The organism is Micromonospora sp. NPDC003944, from assembly GCF_053605225.1.
Genome location: NZ_JBSGIV010000036.1, coordinates 12,522 through 26,531, shown reverse-complemented (window position 1 = coordinate 26,531; position 14,010 = coordinate 12,522). Strand labels below are relative to the sequence as shown.

The window sequence follows — 14,010 nt, the reverse complement described above, 5'->3', positions numbered from 1 at the left end:
CGGGCCGGCAAGGCGGGACGCGCCGGGAAGTGAGGCGGGCCGGCAAGGCGGGTCGCGCCGGGAAGTGGAGCTGGCCGGCGGCGTCGGGATACGGTCAGCGGATGCGGGCCAGGATGCGGTCGGCGGGGGCCGGTCGGCCGAAGTGCCAGCCCTGGGCGGCGTCGCAGCCGATCGCGCGTAGCCGCTCGGCCTGCCCGGCGGTCTCCACCCCCTCGGCGGTGACGGTCAGGTCCAGCGCGTGGGCCAGCGAGACCAGCGAGGCGAGGATGCGCTCGTCGGTGCGGCCGACGGAGGGCGACCGCAGGCCGGCCACGAACTCCCCAGCCACCTTCAGCTCGGTCACCGGCAGGTCCCGCAGGTACGCCAGGTTGCTGTAGCCGGTGCCGAAGTCGTCGATGGCGATGCGTACCCCGAGGTCGGCGAGGACCCGCAGGGCGCGGACCGGCTCCTCGGCGGTGCTCATCATCGTGCTCTCGGTGATCTCCAGTTGGAGTCGCTCCGGTGGTAGGCCGGTCTGCCGCAGCAGTGCGCGGACCTCCTGCACCAACCCGGGCCGGTGCACCTGCCGTACCGCCAGGTTGACGCTGACGAACGGCGCGGGGGCACCCCCGGCCGACCACGCCTCGGCCTCGCGGCACGCCTCGGCCAGCACCCACCCGCCAAGTTGGACGATCAGGCCGGTCTCCTCGGCCAACCCGATGAAGCTGTCCGGTCGCAGCACCCCCAGCTCGGGGTGCCGCCAGCGGACCAGTGCCTCCACGCCGACCAGGCTGCCGTCGCGCAACGAGGTGAGCGGCTGGTAGTCGAGGTAGAACTCGCCCCGCTCCAATGCCGCCGGGATGGCCGCGGAGAGCGCGTAGCGGGCCAGTTCACGCTGGTTGCGCTCGGCGTCGTAGAGCGCCCAGCGCGCTCCACCGGCGGATTTCGCCCAGTGCAGGGTGCTGTCGGCGGCCCGCATCAGGTCCGTGGGGTTCGCCCCGGCCACCTGGCGCTCGACGATGCCGATGCTCGCCGAGATCTGCAGCTCGTGCCCGTCGACGAGGGCCGGTGTGCGTACCGCGGCGAGCGCCGTCTCGGCCACCGCCACCATGTCGTCGGTGCCGGTGGTGCGTTCCACCAGGATGACGAACTCGTCGCCGCCGAGCCGGGCGACCAGGTGCTCACCCATGGCCTTGCGCAGCCGCTCGGCCACCGTGGCCAGCAGCAGGTCACCGATCTGGTGCCCCAGGGTGTCGTTGACCACCTTGAAGCGGTCCAGGTCCAGGAAGCACACCCCGACCCGCTGCGCGCCCCGGCCCGGCTCGTTGAGCGCGGCGGTGAGCCGTTCGGTGAACAGCGTCCGGTTGGGCAGGCCGGTGAGCGGGTCGTGGGTGGCCTGGTGCCGGAACCGGGCCTCGCTGGCCCGCAGCGCCCGCTCGGCCTGGGTGCGGGCCCGCATCGCGGCCCGGCGGATCGACTCCTGCTCGTCGAGCGTCCGGTCGCGCAGCGCGCGGGCGTAGCCGGTCGCCACGGCCGCCAGCAGCCGGGCCATCCGGTCCTCGACATCCTCGGCCACCAGCCCCAGGTCGCGCACCAGGCGGAGCTGGATGACCTCGACGGTACGGCCCAGCCCTTCGGCGGAGGCGATGTGCGCGGCGACCAACTCGGCGCCGACCCGGTGCCCGGCCCGCAGGTCGAACGGTTCGGTGAGCAACGCGCCGGCCAGTTGCCCGGTGAGCCGGTCCAGCAGGGACTCCAACTGGGCCTGGGTCATCGGTAGGTAACTGGTGCCGGAGACCGCCTTCGCCCAGGCCCGGGCGAACGTGCCCGGGTAGGGGGCCACTCCGGGCGACTCAGCCACCGAGGCGCCCGACGCCGCCCATGAAGACCGCGTTCTCGGCGTCCTCCGCGCTCTCCGGAGTGTCCGGTCGCCACTGGGGCACCCAGACCACGCCGGGGTCGAGCAGCTCGAACCCGTCGAAGAGCGCGGTCAGCTCGGCGCGGCTGCGCACCGACAGCGGGTTGTCGGTGCGCCGGTAGACCCGTTCCGCCTCGGCGCGCTCGTCCTCGCTGCGCCCGTCGTCGCTGGCCTGTGACAGCACCAGATAGCTGCCGGGCGCCAGCGCGTCCCGCAGTGTCCGCAGCAGCTCCGCCGGCCGGTCGTCGTCCGGTACGAAGTGCAGGACGGCCACGACCATCACGGCCACCGGTTGGCTCAGGTCGAGCAGTTTGCGGACGTCCGGATGGGCCAGGATCGCCTCCGGGTTGCGCAGGTCCTCCTGCACCACAGCGGCCTGCTCGTTGCCGGCGAGGATCTCGCGGCTGTGCGCCACGGCCACCGGGTCGACGTCCACATAGACCACTCGCGACTGCGGATCGAGCTGCTGGGCGATCTCGTGCACGTTGCCGACGGTCGGGATGCCCGAGCCGATGTCCAGGAACTGCCGGATACCGGCCTCGGCGAGGTGGTGCACGGCCCGGCGCAGGAACGCCCGGTTGGCCTGGGCCATCAACGGGGCCTCGGGCACCGCGGCGACCATCGCCTGCGCGGCGGCCCGGTCGGCGGCGAAGTTGTGCGAGCCACCGAGGTAGTAGTCGTACATCCGCGCGACGCTCGGGCGCTCGATGTCGATGGTGTCGGGTGCCCAGTCCGGCCGCTGCATGCGTTTCACCCCTCGAGTCCGCGAAGCGAGCATCGTCGCCCGCGCGGGTATTGTGCACCCGCCACGCACGCCAGACCATAGCGTGCCGGAGGTTGCCCGCCGACGTCGGTCGATATGCGACGGTCCGCGCCCGCCGGGGAGGCTGGCGCGGACCGTCGGTCGCGACGTCCCGCTCGACGAGCGGGAGGCGGGTCAGAACTTCGGCGCGTCCGGTGCCTCGAGCAGGCCGAGCCGGAGCGCGGTCATCAGGGCCTGTGCCCGGTTGGCCGCGCCGAGCTTCTCGTAGAGCTTGGAGATGTGCGTCTTCGCCGTGGACTCGCTGACGAACAACTGCTTGGCGATGCCCGCCACGCTCATGCCGTCGGCGAGCAGCCGCAGCACCTGCCCCTCCCGGGGAGACAACTGCGGGCCGGACGGGGCGAGCCGGCGCTTCATCGCCTCGGCCAGGTCGGCGGCGGTGAACGCGCTGGGGGAGGAGGCGGCATGCCGGGCGGCGGCCACCACCTCGTCGGCCGGGGCGGTCTTCGGTACGAAGGCGCTCGCGCCGGCCTCCAGTGCGCCGAAGAGCTGGTCGTCGCCGGCATACATGGTCAACACCACGATGCCCATCGACGCGCTGGACTTGCGCAGGGCGCGGGTGGCCTCCAGGCCGCTGCCGTCGGGCAGCCGCAGATCCATGATCACCACGTCCGGCTGCAAGGCGCCGGCCTGGCGTACCCCCTCCGCCGCCGTGGCCGCCTCACCGACGACCTCGAACTGGCGGTCGCGCTCGAAGGCGTGCCGCAAACCCTTGCGAATCAGGTCATGATCGTCGACAAGGAGGACCTTGGTACGGGTGGCCGGTATCGGACTTGTGGTCATCCTCGGGTTACTCCCCTTCTGGTGCTGCGCTGCCGCGCACGTTATCGCGCCGGGCCGAGGTGCCGAGAACCACCGCCACGGTCGTGCCGCTGGGTTGCCGCGGCCTGATCTCCAACCGGCCCCGGATACGTTCCGCCCTCTCGGCCATGATCGCAAGACCGTACCGCCCGTCCGGGCGCTGGTCAGCCATCCCCTGACCGTCATCCGACACTTCTATTTGCGCGTACGGGGGGTCGACCTCACACGTGACCCACAAATTCGACGCCCCGGCGTGCTTGCGCGCGTTGGTCACCGCCTCCTGCGCGATGCGCAGCAACTCTGCCTCGGTGGCGGCCGGCAGCCGGGCGGTGGACTCGTCAAGCGAGAGGTGCACCCGCAGCCCGCCGGACGCGCCGACGGTGCGCGCGTACTCCGCGATCGCCGCGGCCAACCCGCCCTGCCGGTCCACCTCGCTGCGCAGCTCGAAGAGGCTCAGGCGCAGCTCCTGGATCACCCGGGTCACCTCGGCGCGCAGCGTACGCAGAGCCTCGGCGGTCTCGTCGGCGTCGTCGAAGACGGTGGCCATGGCGTTGTCGATGCCGTAGCCGACCATCACCAACTCCTGTGCCACCCCGTCGTGGATCTCCCGGGCCAGCCGCTGCCGCTCCTCGTTCGTGGCAAGCGAGCGGACCTCGTCGAAGAGCAGCGCCGCCTCCAGCCGCAGCGCGGCCGGGCGGGTCAGCCCGGTCACCCGGGCCACCACCGCCGGCGGGTACGCCTGCGCGGCGTCGGCCTCCAGCACCACCAGTCCCACCGTGCGCACCCCGGCGACCAGCGGGATGATCAACGCGGACACGTCGCCGCCGCGGTGCGAGCGGGACTGCGACCGGGCCGCAGTGGTGGCCTGCTGGGTGGCCCAGGCGTCCGCGATGGCCGAGTCCGCGTCGAGAGTCGTCTCCCAGTCGACCCGGTCGACGCCGGCTTGGGCGAGCACCACGAGTCGACCGCCGCCGCTCGCCGACAGCACCGCGCCCCGGTCGGCGCGGGCCACCGTGCGCAGTTCCTCCAGCAGGTGCTCGGAGATACCGCCCGGGTCCAGGGTCGCCCCGGGTAGCTGCCGGGCCACCGTCCGCAGCTGGGTCAGCAGCCGGGTGGCCTCGGCGTACGGCTGGGGTTTGCCCTCACCGCGGACCGCCATCACCCGGTGCAGCGTGCCGGCGGCGTAGAGGCCCAGCGCGGCCAGGATCAGCCACTGCGCGCAGACCGCGAGGTAACCCGGCTGGCTGAGCTGGAGCCCGCCGTCGACCCGGGTCAGCGCCCCGCTGATCAGCAGGGTGGCGCCGGTGACCACGAGCAGCGCGGCGCCCTCGGGGAAGCGGCGACGCAGCGCGGTGACGGTCACCGGAACCGCCAGGTAGGGCAGTACCGCCGACGCACCCAGGCCGTCGACGGTACCGCCGATGGCCGCGACCGCGGCGACGTGGCTCGCGGCCAGCCCCAGCACCACCACCTCGGCCACCCGGCTCAGCGGGCCGACAAGCCGGTGCTGCGGTGCCAGCAGCGACGGCAGCCCGGCCACCGCCAGCAACGCGATCCACCACAGCTGGGCGACGTCCCGGGTGGCGAACAGGGTCAGGATGGCGATCAGCGCCAGCATCACCAGGCGGGCTGCCGCGGCGAGGGGATGCGGGTGCGGTGCGGTGGCTGTGGATGCGGGCACGTGACGGATGGTAGTCAGCCTCGGTAGATATCGGCGATCTCCGCCGCGTACGTCTTGTGGACAACCTGCCGCTTGACCTTGAGCGACGGGGTCAGCTCGCCGGTCGCCTCGGTGAAGTCGTGGGGCAGGACCCGGAACACCTTGATCGCCTCGGCCTTCGACACGGCCTGGTTCGCGGTGTCGATCGCGGCCTGGATCTCCCGGCGCAGGCCCTCGTGCTCGCGCACCTGCTCGATGGTGGTGTCCCGGGGCATCCCGGCGCTCTCCAGCCAGGTCGGCAGGGCCTCCTCGTCGACGGTGACGAGTGCCGCGATGAACGGCTTGGCGTCACCGACCACGACGCACTGGCTGATCAACGGGTGCGCCCGAACCAGGTCCTCCAGCACCGCCGGGGCGACGTTCTTGCCGCCGGCGGTGACGATCAGCTCCTTCTTGCGGCCGGTGATGCTCAGGTAGCCGTCGGAGTCGAGCTGGCCCAGGTCGCCGGTGCGGAACCAGCCGTCGGCGCTGATCGTCTCGGCCGTCGCGGTCTCGTTGCGCCAGTAACCCTGGAAGACCAGCTCGCCGGAGATCAGGATCTCGCCGTCGTCCTCGATCCGCACGGTCACGCCGGGCAGCGGACGGCCGACGCTGCCCATCCGGGTGCCGGTGGGCAGGTTCGCCGCGGCGGCGGGCGAGGTCTCGGTGAGGCCGTAGCCCTCCAGGACCGTCACGCCGATGCCCCGGAAGAAGTGACCCAGCCGGGCGCCGAGTGGCGCCCCGCCGGAGATCGCGTCCCGGCACCGTCCGCCGAGCGCGGCCCGCAGCTTGCGGTAGACCAGCCGGTCGAAGACCACGTGCTGGGCGCGCAGCGCCAGCCCCGGTCCGCCGGGGGTCTCCAGGGCCTCGCTGTACGCGATGGCGACCTGCTCGGCGCGGGCGAAGATGCCGCCCTTGCCGTCCGCCTCGGCCTTCTGCTTGGCGGCGTTGTAGACCTTCTCGAACACCCGGGGTACGGAGAGCACGAAGGTCGGTCGGAACGCCTGCAGCTCGGCGACCAGGTTCCTGGTGTCGGCGCAGTGCGCCATGGTGGCCCGTGCCTGCACGACGCCGATCTGGATGAGCCGGGCGAAGGCGTGCGCCAGCGGCAGGAAGAGCAGGGTGCTCGCGCCGGCGTTGAACAGGTTCGGCAGCACCGGGACCGCGTTGGCGATGTCGGCGTACATGTTGCGGTGGGTGAGCACGCAGCCCTTGGGTCGGCCGGTGGTGCCGCTGGTGTAGATGATCGTGGCCAGGTCACCGGCGCGGACGGCCTTGCGCCGCCGGTCGACCTCGGCCAGCTCGACGGTGGCGCCGGTCGTGACCAGCTCGTCGACCCCGCCGCTGTCGATCTGCCAGACCTGGCCCAGCTCGGGCAGCCGGTGCCGGACACCGGCGACGAGGGCGGCGTGCGCCTCGGTCTCCACCACGACGGCGACCGCGTTGGAGTCTTCGAGGATCCACGCGGCCTGCTCGGCGCTCGACGTCTCGTAGATCGGCACGGTCACCGCGCCGACGGCCCAGATGGCGTAGTCCAGCAGCGTCCACTCGTAGCGGGTGCGGCTCATCAGCCCGACCCGGACGCCGGGCTCGATGCCGGCGGCGATCAACCCGCGGGCCACGGCGGCCACCTCGTCGCGGAACTGGAGGCAGGTCACGTCGGTCCAGGCGGTGACGGTGCCGTCGCCGCTCGCGGTGGGGCGGGCGAACTGGACGGTGTCGGGCGCGACTTCGGCGTTGTCCCAGACCGGATCGGTGAGGTTGGCCGCGTCGCCAACGGTGACGATCGGCGGAACGGAGAACTCGCGCACCTGCACTCCTTCGTGCTCGCACTTGCGGGGCCGGCTGCCGCGGTGGGCGTCGGCATGTGTCGAAACCTACCCGGCGGGCGGTCGGGGTGAGACAGGCAGGAGGCGGGTAGCCTCCCCCCATGGCGGACTCCTCCACCCAGTCGATCATCATCGGCGCCGCACCGGATCGGGTGACGGCGGTCATCTGCGACTTCGCGCGCTACCCGGAGTGGACCGACGCGGTGCGTCGGGCGGAGATCGTCGAGGAGTACGAGGACGGCTACGCCAGCCAGGTGCGTTTCACCATCGACGCCGGGGTGATGGCCGACGAGTACGTGCTTGAGTACGAGTACGCCGAGGACCTGTCCCGGATCGAGTGGCACCTGGTCTCCCCGTCGAAGATGCAGAAGGCCCAGCGTGGTTCGTACGACCTGGTGGGTAACCCGGACGGCAGCACCACGGTGACCTACACGCTTGAGGTCGACCTGTCGGTCGGCATGCTCGGAATGTTTCGGCGCAAAGCCGAGAAGATGATCATGGACACCGCGTTGAAGCAGCTCAAGCGCCGGGTAGAAGCAACCGGCGCGGCGCAGTGACGCATCCGGTGGCACGGTAGAGGAGCCGACGGTGGGCGGAACGGATCCGGGTTCGGCCCGGGAAGAGGCAGAGCGGCTGGTCGCCACCCTGCTGGCAGGGGCGCGACTGGCCTCCGCCGGCTCGACGGGCGGAGCGTTCGGCTCCCTGGGCGGGGTGCTGTCCGGTGTCCTCGGTCACAGCACGGGTCCGGACGGCCGCTCCGGTGCCGGTGGCGCATTCGCCACCGGATCGGCCGAATGCTGCGTCTGCCCGGTCTGTCGGGGCATCGCCGCGTTGCGGGACCCGAGTCCGGAATTCGCCGAACGCCTCGCCACCGGCGCCGGCGACCTCGCCGCAGGGGTCGCCAGCCTGCTCCGCGCGTTCTCCCCGGCGGAACCGTCCGCGCCGAGCCCCACCGCGCCGGCCGCCGAGCCGAGCGCCCCGCCGTCGCCGGCACCCACCGCGAGCACCGGCGACGTGCTTTCCGAGACGCCCCCGAGCGCCCCGTCCACCGCTACCGCCGACGACCACGTGTGGCGCGATGCCACCCGCACCGGGCATGATTCTCAGCCGGCGCCGGAGCGGGATGTCTGGTCGGTCGCCACCCGGACGGCGGACCCACTCGCCCCGGCCGCCGTACCACCCGTCGACGAGGCCGGGACGGCGACCGTACCGGCACCGACCACCCGTCCCGTGGTGCCCGCCTCGCGGGTGCCCGACGACGCCGACGCGGAGGCATCGGGCGACGGCGCCTGAGCGCGGGACACGTCGACCCGGACCGGCACTGGGCCGGGGATCTGGGGCGGACAGCACAGCAGAGGGGGGCGGTAGCGGTGACGCTGACCATCGGAGTCGACGTCGGTGGCACGAAGGTGGCCGGCGGTGTCGTGGACGACACCGGCACGGTCCTCGTGCAGACCCGACGGGACACTCCCGCCGATGACGTCGCCAAGACCCGCGACGTCATCATCGAGTTGGTCGGCGAGCTGGCTGCCGGGCGCACCATCGAGGCAGTCGGCATCGGCGCGGCCGGTTGGATCGACGCCAGCCGTTCGACTGTGCTCTTCGCCCCCAACCTGGCCTGGCGGGACGAGCCGCTCCGCGAGTACGTCAGCGAGGCCGTCGGTCTTCCCGTGATCGTGGAGAACGACGGGAACGTCGCCGCGTGGGCCGAGTTCCGCTACGGCGCGGCCCGCGACGCCGACGACTCCATGATCATGTTCACCATCGGCACCGGGGTGGGCGGTGGCATCGTCCTCGGTGGCGACCTGATGCGCGGCGCGCACGGCATCGCCGCCGAGCTGGGCCACATGCTGGCCGTGCCGGACGGGCACCAGTGCGGCTGCGGTCGGCTGGGCTGCATCGAGCAGTACGCCAGCGGCAGCGCCCTGGTCCGGTTCGCCCGAGCCGGCGCCCGGCAGGAGCCGAACCGGGCCACCTCCCTGCTGAAGCTGGCCGGCGGTGAGGCCGAGGCGATCACCGGCCCGATGGTGACCGCCGCCGCGCAGGGCGGCGACCCGGTCTCCGCCGAAGCGTTCGCCCAGATCGGCCGCTGGCTGGGCACCAGCCTCGCCGACATGGCGCAGATCCTCGACCCGCAGACCCTGGTGGTCGGCGGCGGTGTGATCGACGCCGGCGACCTGCTGCTCGGCCCCACCCGCCGCTCGTACGTCGACGCGCTCGCCCAGCGTGGTCGCCTGCCGGTCGCCGAGGTGCTCCCGGCGGAGCTGGGCAACAGCGCCGGGGTGATCGGCGCCGCCGACCTGGCCCGCCGGATCTGAGGCGGTCCACCGATGGGCGTGCCGCTACGCGTGGTGTCGTACAACATCCACAGCCAGCGCGACGACACCGCCGCGCTGGCGGCGGTGGTCCGGGCCGTGACGCCGGACGTGGTGATCGTGCAGGAGGGGCCGCGCCGGTTCCGGTGGCGGCAGAAGTCCGCCACGTTGGCCGAGTCGTTCGGCCTGGTGGTGGCCGCCGGTGGGCTGCCCGCCCTGGGCAACCTGCTGCTGACAAGCCTGCGGGTGCGGGTGAGCGGCACCCGCTGCCAGCGCTTCCCGCTGACCCCCGGCCGGCACCTGCGCGGTGCCGCGTACGCGGACTGCCGGGTCGGCGACGCCCGGTTCACCCTCGCCGGCTCGCACCTCTCCACCGACCCGGCCGAGCGGCCCTCCCAGGCCGCCGAGTTCAAGCGTGGGCTGGACGCGGCGACCGGCCCGGTGCTTGCCGGGGCGGACCTCAACGAGGGCCCGGACGGGCCCGCCTGGGCCACCGTGTCGCGCGGGCTGACCGACGCCGCGGTGGCGGCCGACCGGGCCGAGCGGCTCACCTACTCGTGTGCCGACCCGCGCCGGCGCATCGACGCGCTCTTCGTCGACCCCCGGATCACCGTGGTCGACTACGACGTGGTGGACACCCCGCAGACCCGCCGGGCCAGCGACCACTTCCCGGTCCTTGTCGACCTGCTCCTGCCCCGCACCGGCTGACCCCCGACTCCGGCTCGACCGTCGACGCGTCCGGCTCAGGACTGGACATCCGGCGCGGTTGTGGAGAGGATTTCGCGGCGACCGGCACGCCTGCCGTACCAAAGGAGATCTTCCCGGTGTCCACCTCCACCGACCACGGCCGGCCCGACCCGGAGGCGACCTCGCCCGCGGCGAGCAGTGACGGCCGCCCGGTCTCCGACCGGGGCGACACCGTCTGCGTCATCGGGGCCGGGGCCAGCGGCCTGACGGCCATCAAGAACCTGCGCGAGCACGGGTTCGGCGTGGACTGCTACGAACGGGAGACGGGCGTCGGCGGCGCCTGGAACTGGCGGCACGACCGCAGCCCGGTGTACGCCAGCACCCACCTGATCTCGTCCAAGCCGTTCACCCAGTTCCCCGACTTTCCGATGCCGGACTCCTGGCCGGACTACCCGCACCACGGTCAGCTGCTGTCCTACTTCGAGCGGTACGCCGACCACTTCGACCTGCGCTCGCACATCTGGTTCGGCACCGAGGTGATCCGGGTCGAGCCCGTCGCGGGGGAGCGGTGGGACGTGACCACCCGCTCCACCGGGGGGTACGGCCCCGAGCGCACCGCCCGGTACGCCGCCGTGGTGATCGCCAACGGCCACAACTGGTCGCCGAAGCTGCCCCGCTACGAGGGCCTGGAGGAGTTCCGCGGCGAGATCATGCACGCCTCGTCCTACAAGGACCCGGCCCAGCTGCGTGGCAAGCGGGTGCTCGTGGTCGGCGCCGGCAACACCGGCTGCGACATCGCCGTCGAGGCCGCCCAGCAGGCCTCGCGCTGCTGGCACTCCACCCGGCGCGGGTACTGGTACGCGCCGAAGTACGTGCTCGGTCGCCCCGCCGACCAGGTCAACGACACCCTGTTGGCGTTGCGGGTGCCGTTGCGGGTGCGGCAGTGGCTCTACCACTGGACGCTGCGGCTGACCGTCGGCGACCTCACCCGCTTCGGCCTGCCCAAGCCCGACCACCGGGTGTACGAGACGCACCCGATCGCGAACAGTCAGCTCGTCTACTACGTGGGCCACGGCGGGATCGGCCCGGTGCCGGACATCGCCCGGTTCCACCCGTACGCCGTGGAGCTGGCGGACGGCCGGGAGATCGACCCGGAGGTGGTCGTCTTCGCCACCGGTTACCTGCCGCGCTTCGAGTTCCTCGACGCGTCGGTGTTCTCCGACAGCGCGGGCGCCGGGCGGCCCACCCTGTGGCTCAACGCGTTCACGCCGGGGCACCCGACGCTCGCGGTCGCCGGTCTGCTGCAACCGGACTCCGGTCTGTTCACCCTGTCGCACTGGCAGACGGTGCTCTTCGCCCGACTGCTGCGAGCCCGTCGGGACCGGCCGGAACGGGCCACGGCGTTCGCGTCTCGGGTCCGCGAACGGGCCGGGGAGCGGTACTCCGGGCCGGTGAAGGAGAGCAGCCGACACTGGTTCGAGGTCGGGCACGCCGACTACCTGCGCGCCATCCAGCGCGCCCTGGTCGAGTTGGAGGGCAAGTGAGCCGCCGGCGTCGCGAACGAGAGGCAGACCAGTGAGTGAGCTGCGGATCATGCGGGGTCGGGAGTGGTCCCGCCCGGTCCGGCCGGCCCGGCGGGAGGTGCTCAGCGCGGTCCCCCAGCTGGAGGAGGGGCGTCCGCCACTGCTCTTCGTGCCCGGGTTCGGGCACGGCGCCTGGGCGTTCGCCGAGCACTGGTTGGGTCACGCGGCGTCGCGGGGGTTCCCGGCGTACGCGGTGAGCCTGCGGGGGCACGGCGGCAGCGAGCCGGCGCCGGAGGCGACACTGCGGGCGTACGCCCACGATGTGGTCCAGGTGGCCGCGAGCCTGCCGCGGCAGGCGGTGCTCGTGGGGCACGGCGCCGGGGCGCTGGTGGTGGCGCACGCGTTGGCCCGCTACCCGGCGCGGGGCGCGGTGCTGGTGGCGCCGGTCTTCGGCGGTTGGGGTGTGCTGGGCGCGGCGTTGCGCCGCAACCCCGGTGGCACGCTGCCGGCGGTGTTCGGCGGCCCCCTGCGGCTCAACCGGGGCCAGCTGTTCAGCCGCGAGCTGCCCGACGAGGACGCCCGGCGGTACGTGGGACGCCTCGGTCGGGCGGGTCGGCGCGCGCAGTGGGCGCTGCTCGGTGAGCCGGAGGCCGAACCGGCGGTGGGCGCGCCCCCGGTGCTGGTGCTGGGCAGCCCCGACGACCGGGTGGTGCCGGCGTCGACACTGACCCGGGTGGCCCGCCGGTACGGGTCGGCGCCGCTGCTCTTCCCCGGGATGGGCCACGACCTGATGCTCGACGCGCGGTGGGCGGAGCCGATCGACGCGATCCTGGACTGGCTGGAGAAGGAGCCCGCAGCGCACTGAACGCCCGGCCGCCGGCGGTCAGCCGCCGGCCTGCTGGACGGCCGGGTCGCCGGTCGGGGTGGCTGGCCGGGGCACCCGAGTGGTGCCGTCCGCGCCGGCGTCGGTGCTGGTCAGGCGACTGACCAGGGCACCACCCTCATCCAGGGCGCGCAGGTAGGAGCGGGCCCAGGCCCGGATGTCGTGCTGGTGCAGGTGGGCGCGCATTTCCTGCATCCGCGTGGTGGTGTCGGCCGGACTGGCCCGCAGCGCGGCGCGCAGGCCCTGCTTGAGCCCTTCCAGGTCGTGCGGGTTGACCAGGTACGCCTGGGACAGCTCGGCGGCGGTGCCGGCGAACTCGCTGAGCAGCAGCGCCCCCGTGTCGTCGACCCGCGCGGCCACGTACTCCTTGGCGACGAGGTTCATCCCGTCGCGCAACGGGGTCACCGCCATCACGTCGGCGACCCGGTAGAGCGCGGCCAGCTCGGCCCGGTCGAAGGGCTGGGTGAGGTAGTGGATCGCCGGCTCGCCGACCCGGCCGAACTCGCCGTTGATCCGGCCGACCTCGCGCTCGATGCGCTCGCGCAGGATCTGGTACTGGCCGACGCGTTCCCGGCTCGGCATGGCGACCTGCACCAGCACGGTGTCGCGGACCTTGACGTCGCCGCTGGCGAGCAACTCGCTGTACGCCTTGAGGCGCTGCTCGATGCCCTTGGTGTAATCCATCCGGTCCACACTGAGGATGACCTGTCGGGGGTCGCCGAGGTCCTGTCGGAGCCGGTGGGCCCGCGCGGCCACGTCCGGGCGGTCGGCGAGCGCGGCCATCTCGGCGGTGTCGATGGAGACCGGGAACGCGCCGATGCGGACGACCCGGTCGTCGATGCCGATCCGCCGGTCGGTGGCGGGCAGCTCCAGCACCCGGGTCACCAGCTGGGCGAAGTTGTGCGCGGCCTGCACCCGCTGGAAGCCGACCAGATCGGCGCCGAGCATGCCGCGCAGCAACTCGGCCCGGCGGGGCAGTTGCATGAAGAGCTCCGGCGGCGGGAACGGCACGTGCAGGAAGAACCCGATGCGCAGGTCCGGGCGGAGCGCGCGCAGCAGACCGGGGACCAGTTGCAGGTGGTAATCCTGCACCCAGACCACCCCACCCGGCTCGGCCACCTCGGCGGTCGCCTCGGCGAAGCGCTGGTTGACCCGCTGGTACGCCTCCCACCAGCGGCGGTGGTGTTGCGGCTGCTCCACCGCGTCGTGGTAGAGCGGCCAGAGGGTGGCGTTGGCGAACCCCTCGTAGTGGTCGCGCAGGTCTTCCGGGGTGAGCGCGACGGTGTGCATCCGCACGCCGTCCACGTCCGGCAGCAAGGGTGCCGGCCCGGTGCCACCGGCCCAGCCGACCCAGGTCGCCGGGGTGTGTCGCAGAAGCGGGTGCAGTGCGCTGACCAGCCCACCCGGGCTGCGTCGCCACTCGCAGGCACCGTCGGGGGCCTGGTTGTCGTCGATGGGGAGGCGGTTGGCCACCACCACGAGAGAACTCTGTCGCATCTCGGGCATTCCGATCAGCAGAGGACTGACCGCCGCGAGCAAGGAAAAACCGGTCA

Annotated in this window: 12 protein-coding genes; 6 read left to right on the top strand and 6 right to left on the bottom strand. The window is 72.9% G+C overall.

The window, feature by feature from the left end; translation table 11 throughout:
• Window positions 1-94 precede the first annotated feature (94 nt).
• From ACWER9_RS18960 to ACWER9_RS18940, 5 genes are all read right to left on the bottom strand, one after another.
• Window positions 95-1,753 carry a putative bifunctional diguanylate cyclase/phosphodiesterase gene (locus ACWER9_RS18960; RefSeq protein WP_452303102.1) on the bottom strand — a complete coding sequence of 553 codons (1,659 nt, stop codon included), beginning with the start codon at window positions 1,751-1,753 and terminating at the stop codon, window positions 95-97.
• Window positions 1,754-1,832: 79 nt separating this feature from the next.
• Window positions 1,833-2,642, bottom strand: coding sequence for an SAM-dependent methyltransferase (locus ACWER9_RS18955; protein ID WP_452303064.1), 810 nt, complete (start codon window positions 2,640-2,642; stop codon window positions 1,833-1,835).
• 192 nt (window positions 2,643-2,834) lie between these two features.
• Window positions 2,835-3,503 carry a response regulator transcription factor gene (locus ACWER9_RS18950; RefSeq protein WP_030337723.1) on the bottom strand — a complete coding sequence of 223 codons (669 nt, stop codon included), beginning with the start codon at window positions 3,501-3,503 and terminating at the stop codon, window positions 2,835-2,837.
• Between the two features lie 7 nt (window positions 3,504-3,510).
• Complete coding sequence (locus ACWER9_RS18945; RefSeq protein ID WP_452303063.1) at window positions 3,511-5,202, bottom strand: sensor histidine kinase; 1,692 nt, start codon at window positions 5,200-5,202, stop codon at window positions 3,511-3,513.
• Window positions 5,203-5,216: 14 nt separating this feature from the next.
• Window positions 5,217-7,031 (bottom strand): AMP-dependent synthetase/ligase, encoded by a 1,815-nt coding sequence (locus ACWER9_RS18940; RefSeq protein ID WP_452303062.1) that lies wholly within the window; start codon window positions 7,029-7,031, stop codon window positions 5,217-5,219.
• Window positions 7,032-7,150: 119 nt separating this feature from the next.
• Here ACWER9_RS18940 and ACWER9_RS18935 point away from each other — a divergent pair, with 119 nt between their 5' ends.
• The 6 genes from ACWER9_RS18935 (at window position 7,151) to ACWER9_RS18910 (ending at window position 12,439) form a co-directional block, all read left to right on the top strand.
• Window positions 7,151-7,606: an SRPBCC family protein gene (locus ACWER9_RS18935; protein WP_452303061.1), complete on the top strand. Its 456-nt coding sequence runs from the start codon at window positions 7,151-7,153 to the stop codon at window positions 7,604-7,606.
• A 31-nt stretch (window positions 7,607-7,637) separates the two neighbouring features.
• Window positions 7,638-8,342 carry a hypothetical protein gene (locus ACWER9_RS18930; protein ID WP_452303060.1) on the top strand — a complete coding sequence of 235 codons (705 nt, stop codon included), beginning with the start codon at window positions 7,638-7,640 and terminating at the stop codon, window positions 8,340-8,342.
• 77 nt (window positions 8,343-8,419) lie between these two features.
• Complete coding sequence (locus ACWER9_RS18925; protein ID WP_452303059.1) at window positions 8,420-9,367, top strand: ROK family glucokinase; 948 nt, start codon at window positions 8,420-8,422, stop codon at window positions 9,365-9,367.
• 12 nt (window positions 9,368-9,379) lie between these two features.
• A complete protein-coding gene (locus ACWER9_RS18920; protein WP_452303058.1) occupies window positions 9,380-10,072 on the top strand; it encodes an endonuclease/exonuclease/phosphatase family protein in 693 nt (230 codons plus the stop codon).
• Between the two features lie 116 nt (window positions 10,073-10,188).
• On the top strand, window positions 10,189-11,595 hold the full coding sequence (locus ACWER9_RS18915; RefSeq protein ID WP_452303057.1) for a flavin-containing monooxygenase: 1,407 nt from the start codon (window positions 10,189-10,191) through the stop codon (window positions 11,593-11,595).
• 49 nt (window positions 11,596-11,644) lie between these two features.
• Window positions 11,645-12,439, top strand: a complete 795-nt coding sequence (locus ACWER9_RS18910; protein WP_452303101.1) for an alpha/beta hydrolase — start codon at window positions 11,645-11,647, stop codon at window positions 12,437-12,439.
• Between the two features lie 18 nt (window positions 12,440-12,457).
• On the opposite strand, the gene ACWER9_RS18905 is transcribed toward ACWER9_RS18910, so the two are convergent.
• A complete protein-coding gene (locus tag ACWER9_RS18905; RefSeq protein ID WP_452303056.1) occupies window positions 12,458-13,954 on the bottom strand; it encodes an alpha,alpha-trehalose-phosphate synthase (UDP-forming) in 1,497 nt (498 codons plus the stop codon).
• Window positions 13,955-14,010: the final 56 nt, after the last annotated feature.

What these genes read in the sequence shown, in the direction of transcription:
- ACWER9_RS18960 (WP_452303102.1), bottom strand. Translation starts at nt 1,753, where the DNA reads ATGACCCAGGCCCAGTTGGAGTCCCTGCTGGACCGGCTCACCGGGCAA.
- ACWER9_RS18955 (WP_452303064.1), bottom strand. Translation starts at nt 2,642, where the DNA reads ATGCAGCGGCCGGACTGGGCACCCGACACCATCGACATCGAGCGCCCG.
- ACWER9_RS18950 (WP_030337723.1), bottom strand. Translation starts at nt 3,503, where the DNA reads ATGACCACAAGTCCGATACCGGCCACCCGTACCAAGGTCCTCCTTGTC.
- ACWER9_RS18935 (WP_452303061.1), top strand. Translation starts at nt 7,151, where the DNA reads ATGGCGGACTCCTCCACCCAGTCGATCATCATCGGCGCCGCACCGGAT.
- ACWER9_RS18920 (WP_452303058.1), top strand. Translation starts at nt 9,380, where the DNA reads ATGGGCGTGCCGCTACGCGTGGTGTCGTACAACATCCACAGCCAGCGC.
- ACWER9_RS18910 (WP_452303101.1), top strand. Translation starts at nt 11,645, where the DNA reads ATGCGGGGTCGGGAGTGGTCCCGCCCGGTCCGGCCGGCCCGGCGGGAG.
- ACWER9_RS18905 (WP_452303056.1), bottom strand. Translation starts at nt 13,954, where the DNA reads ATGCGACAGAGTTCTCTCGTGGTGGTGGCCAACCGCCTCCCCATCGAC.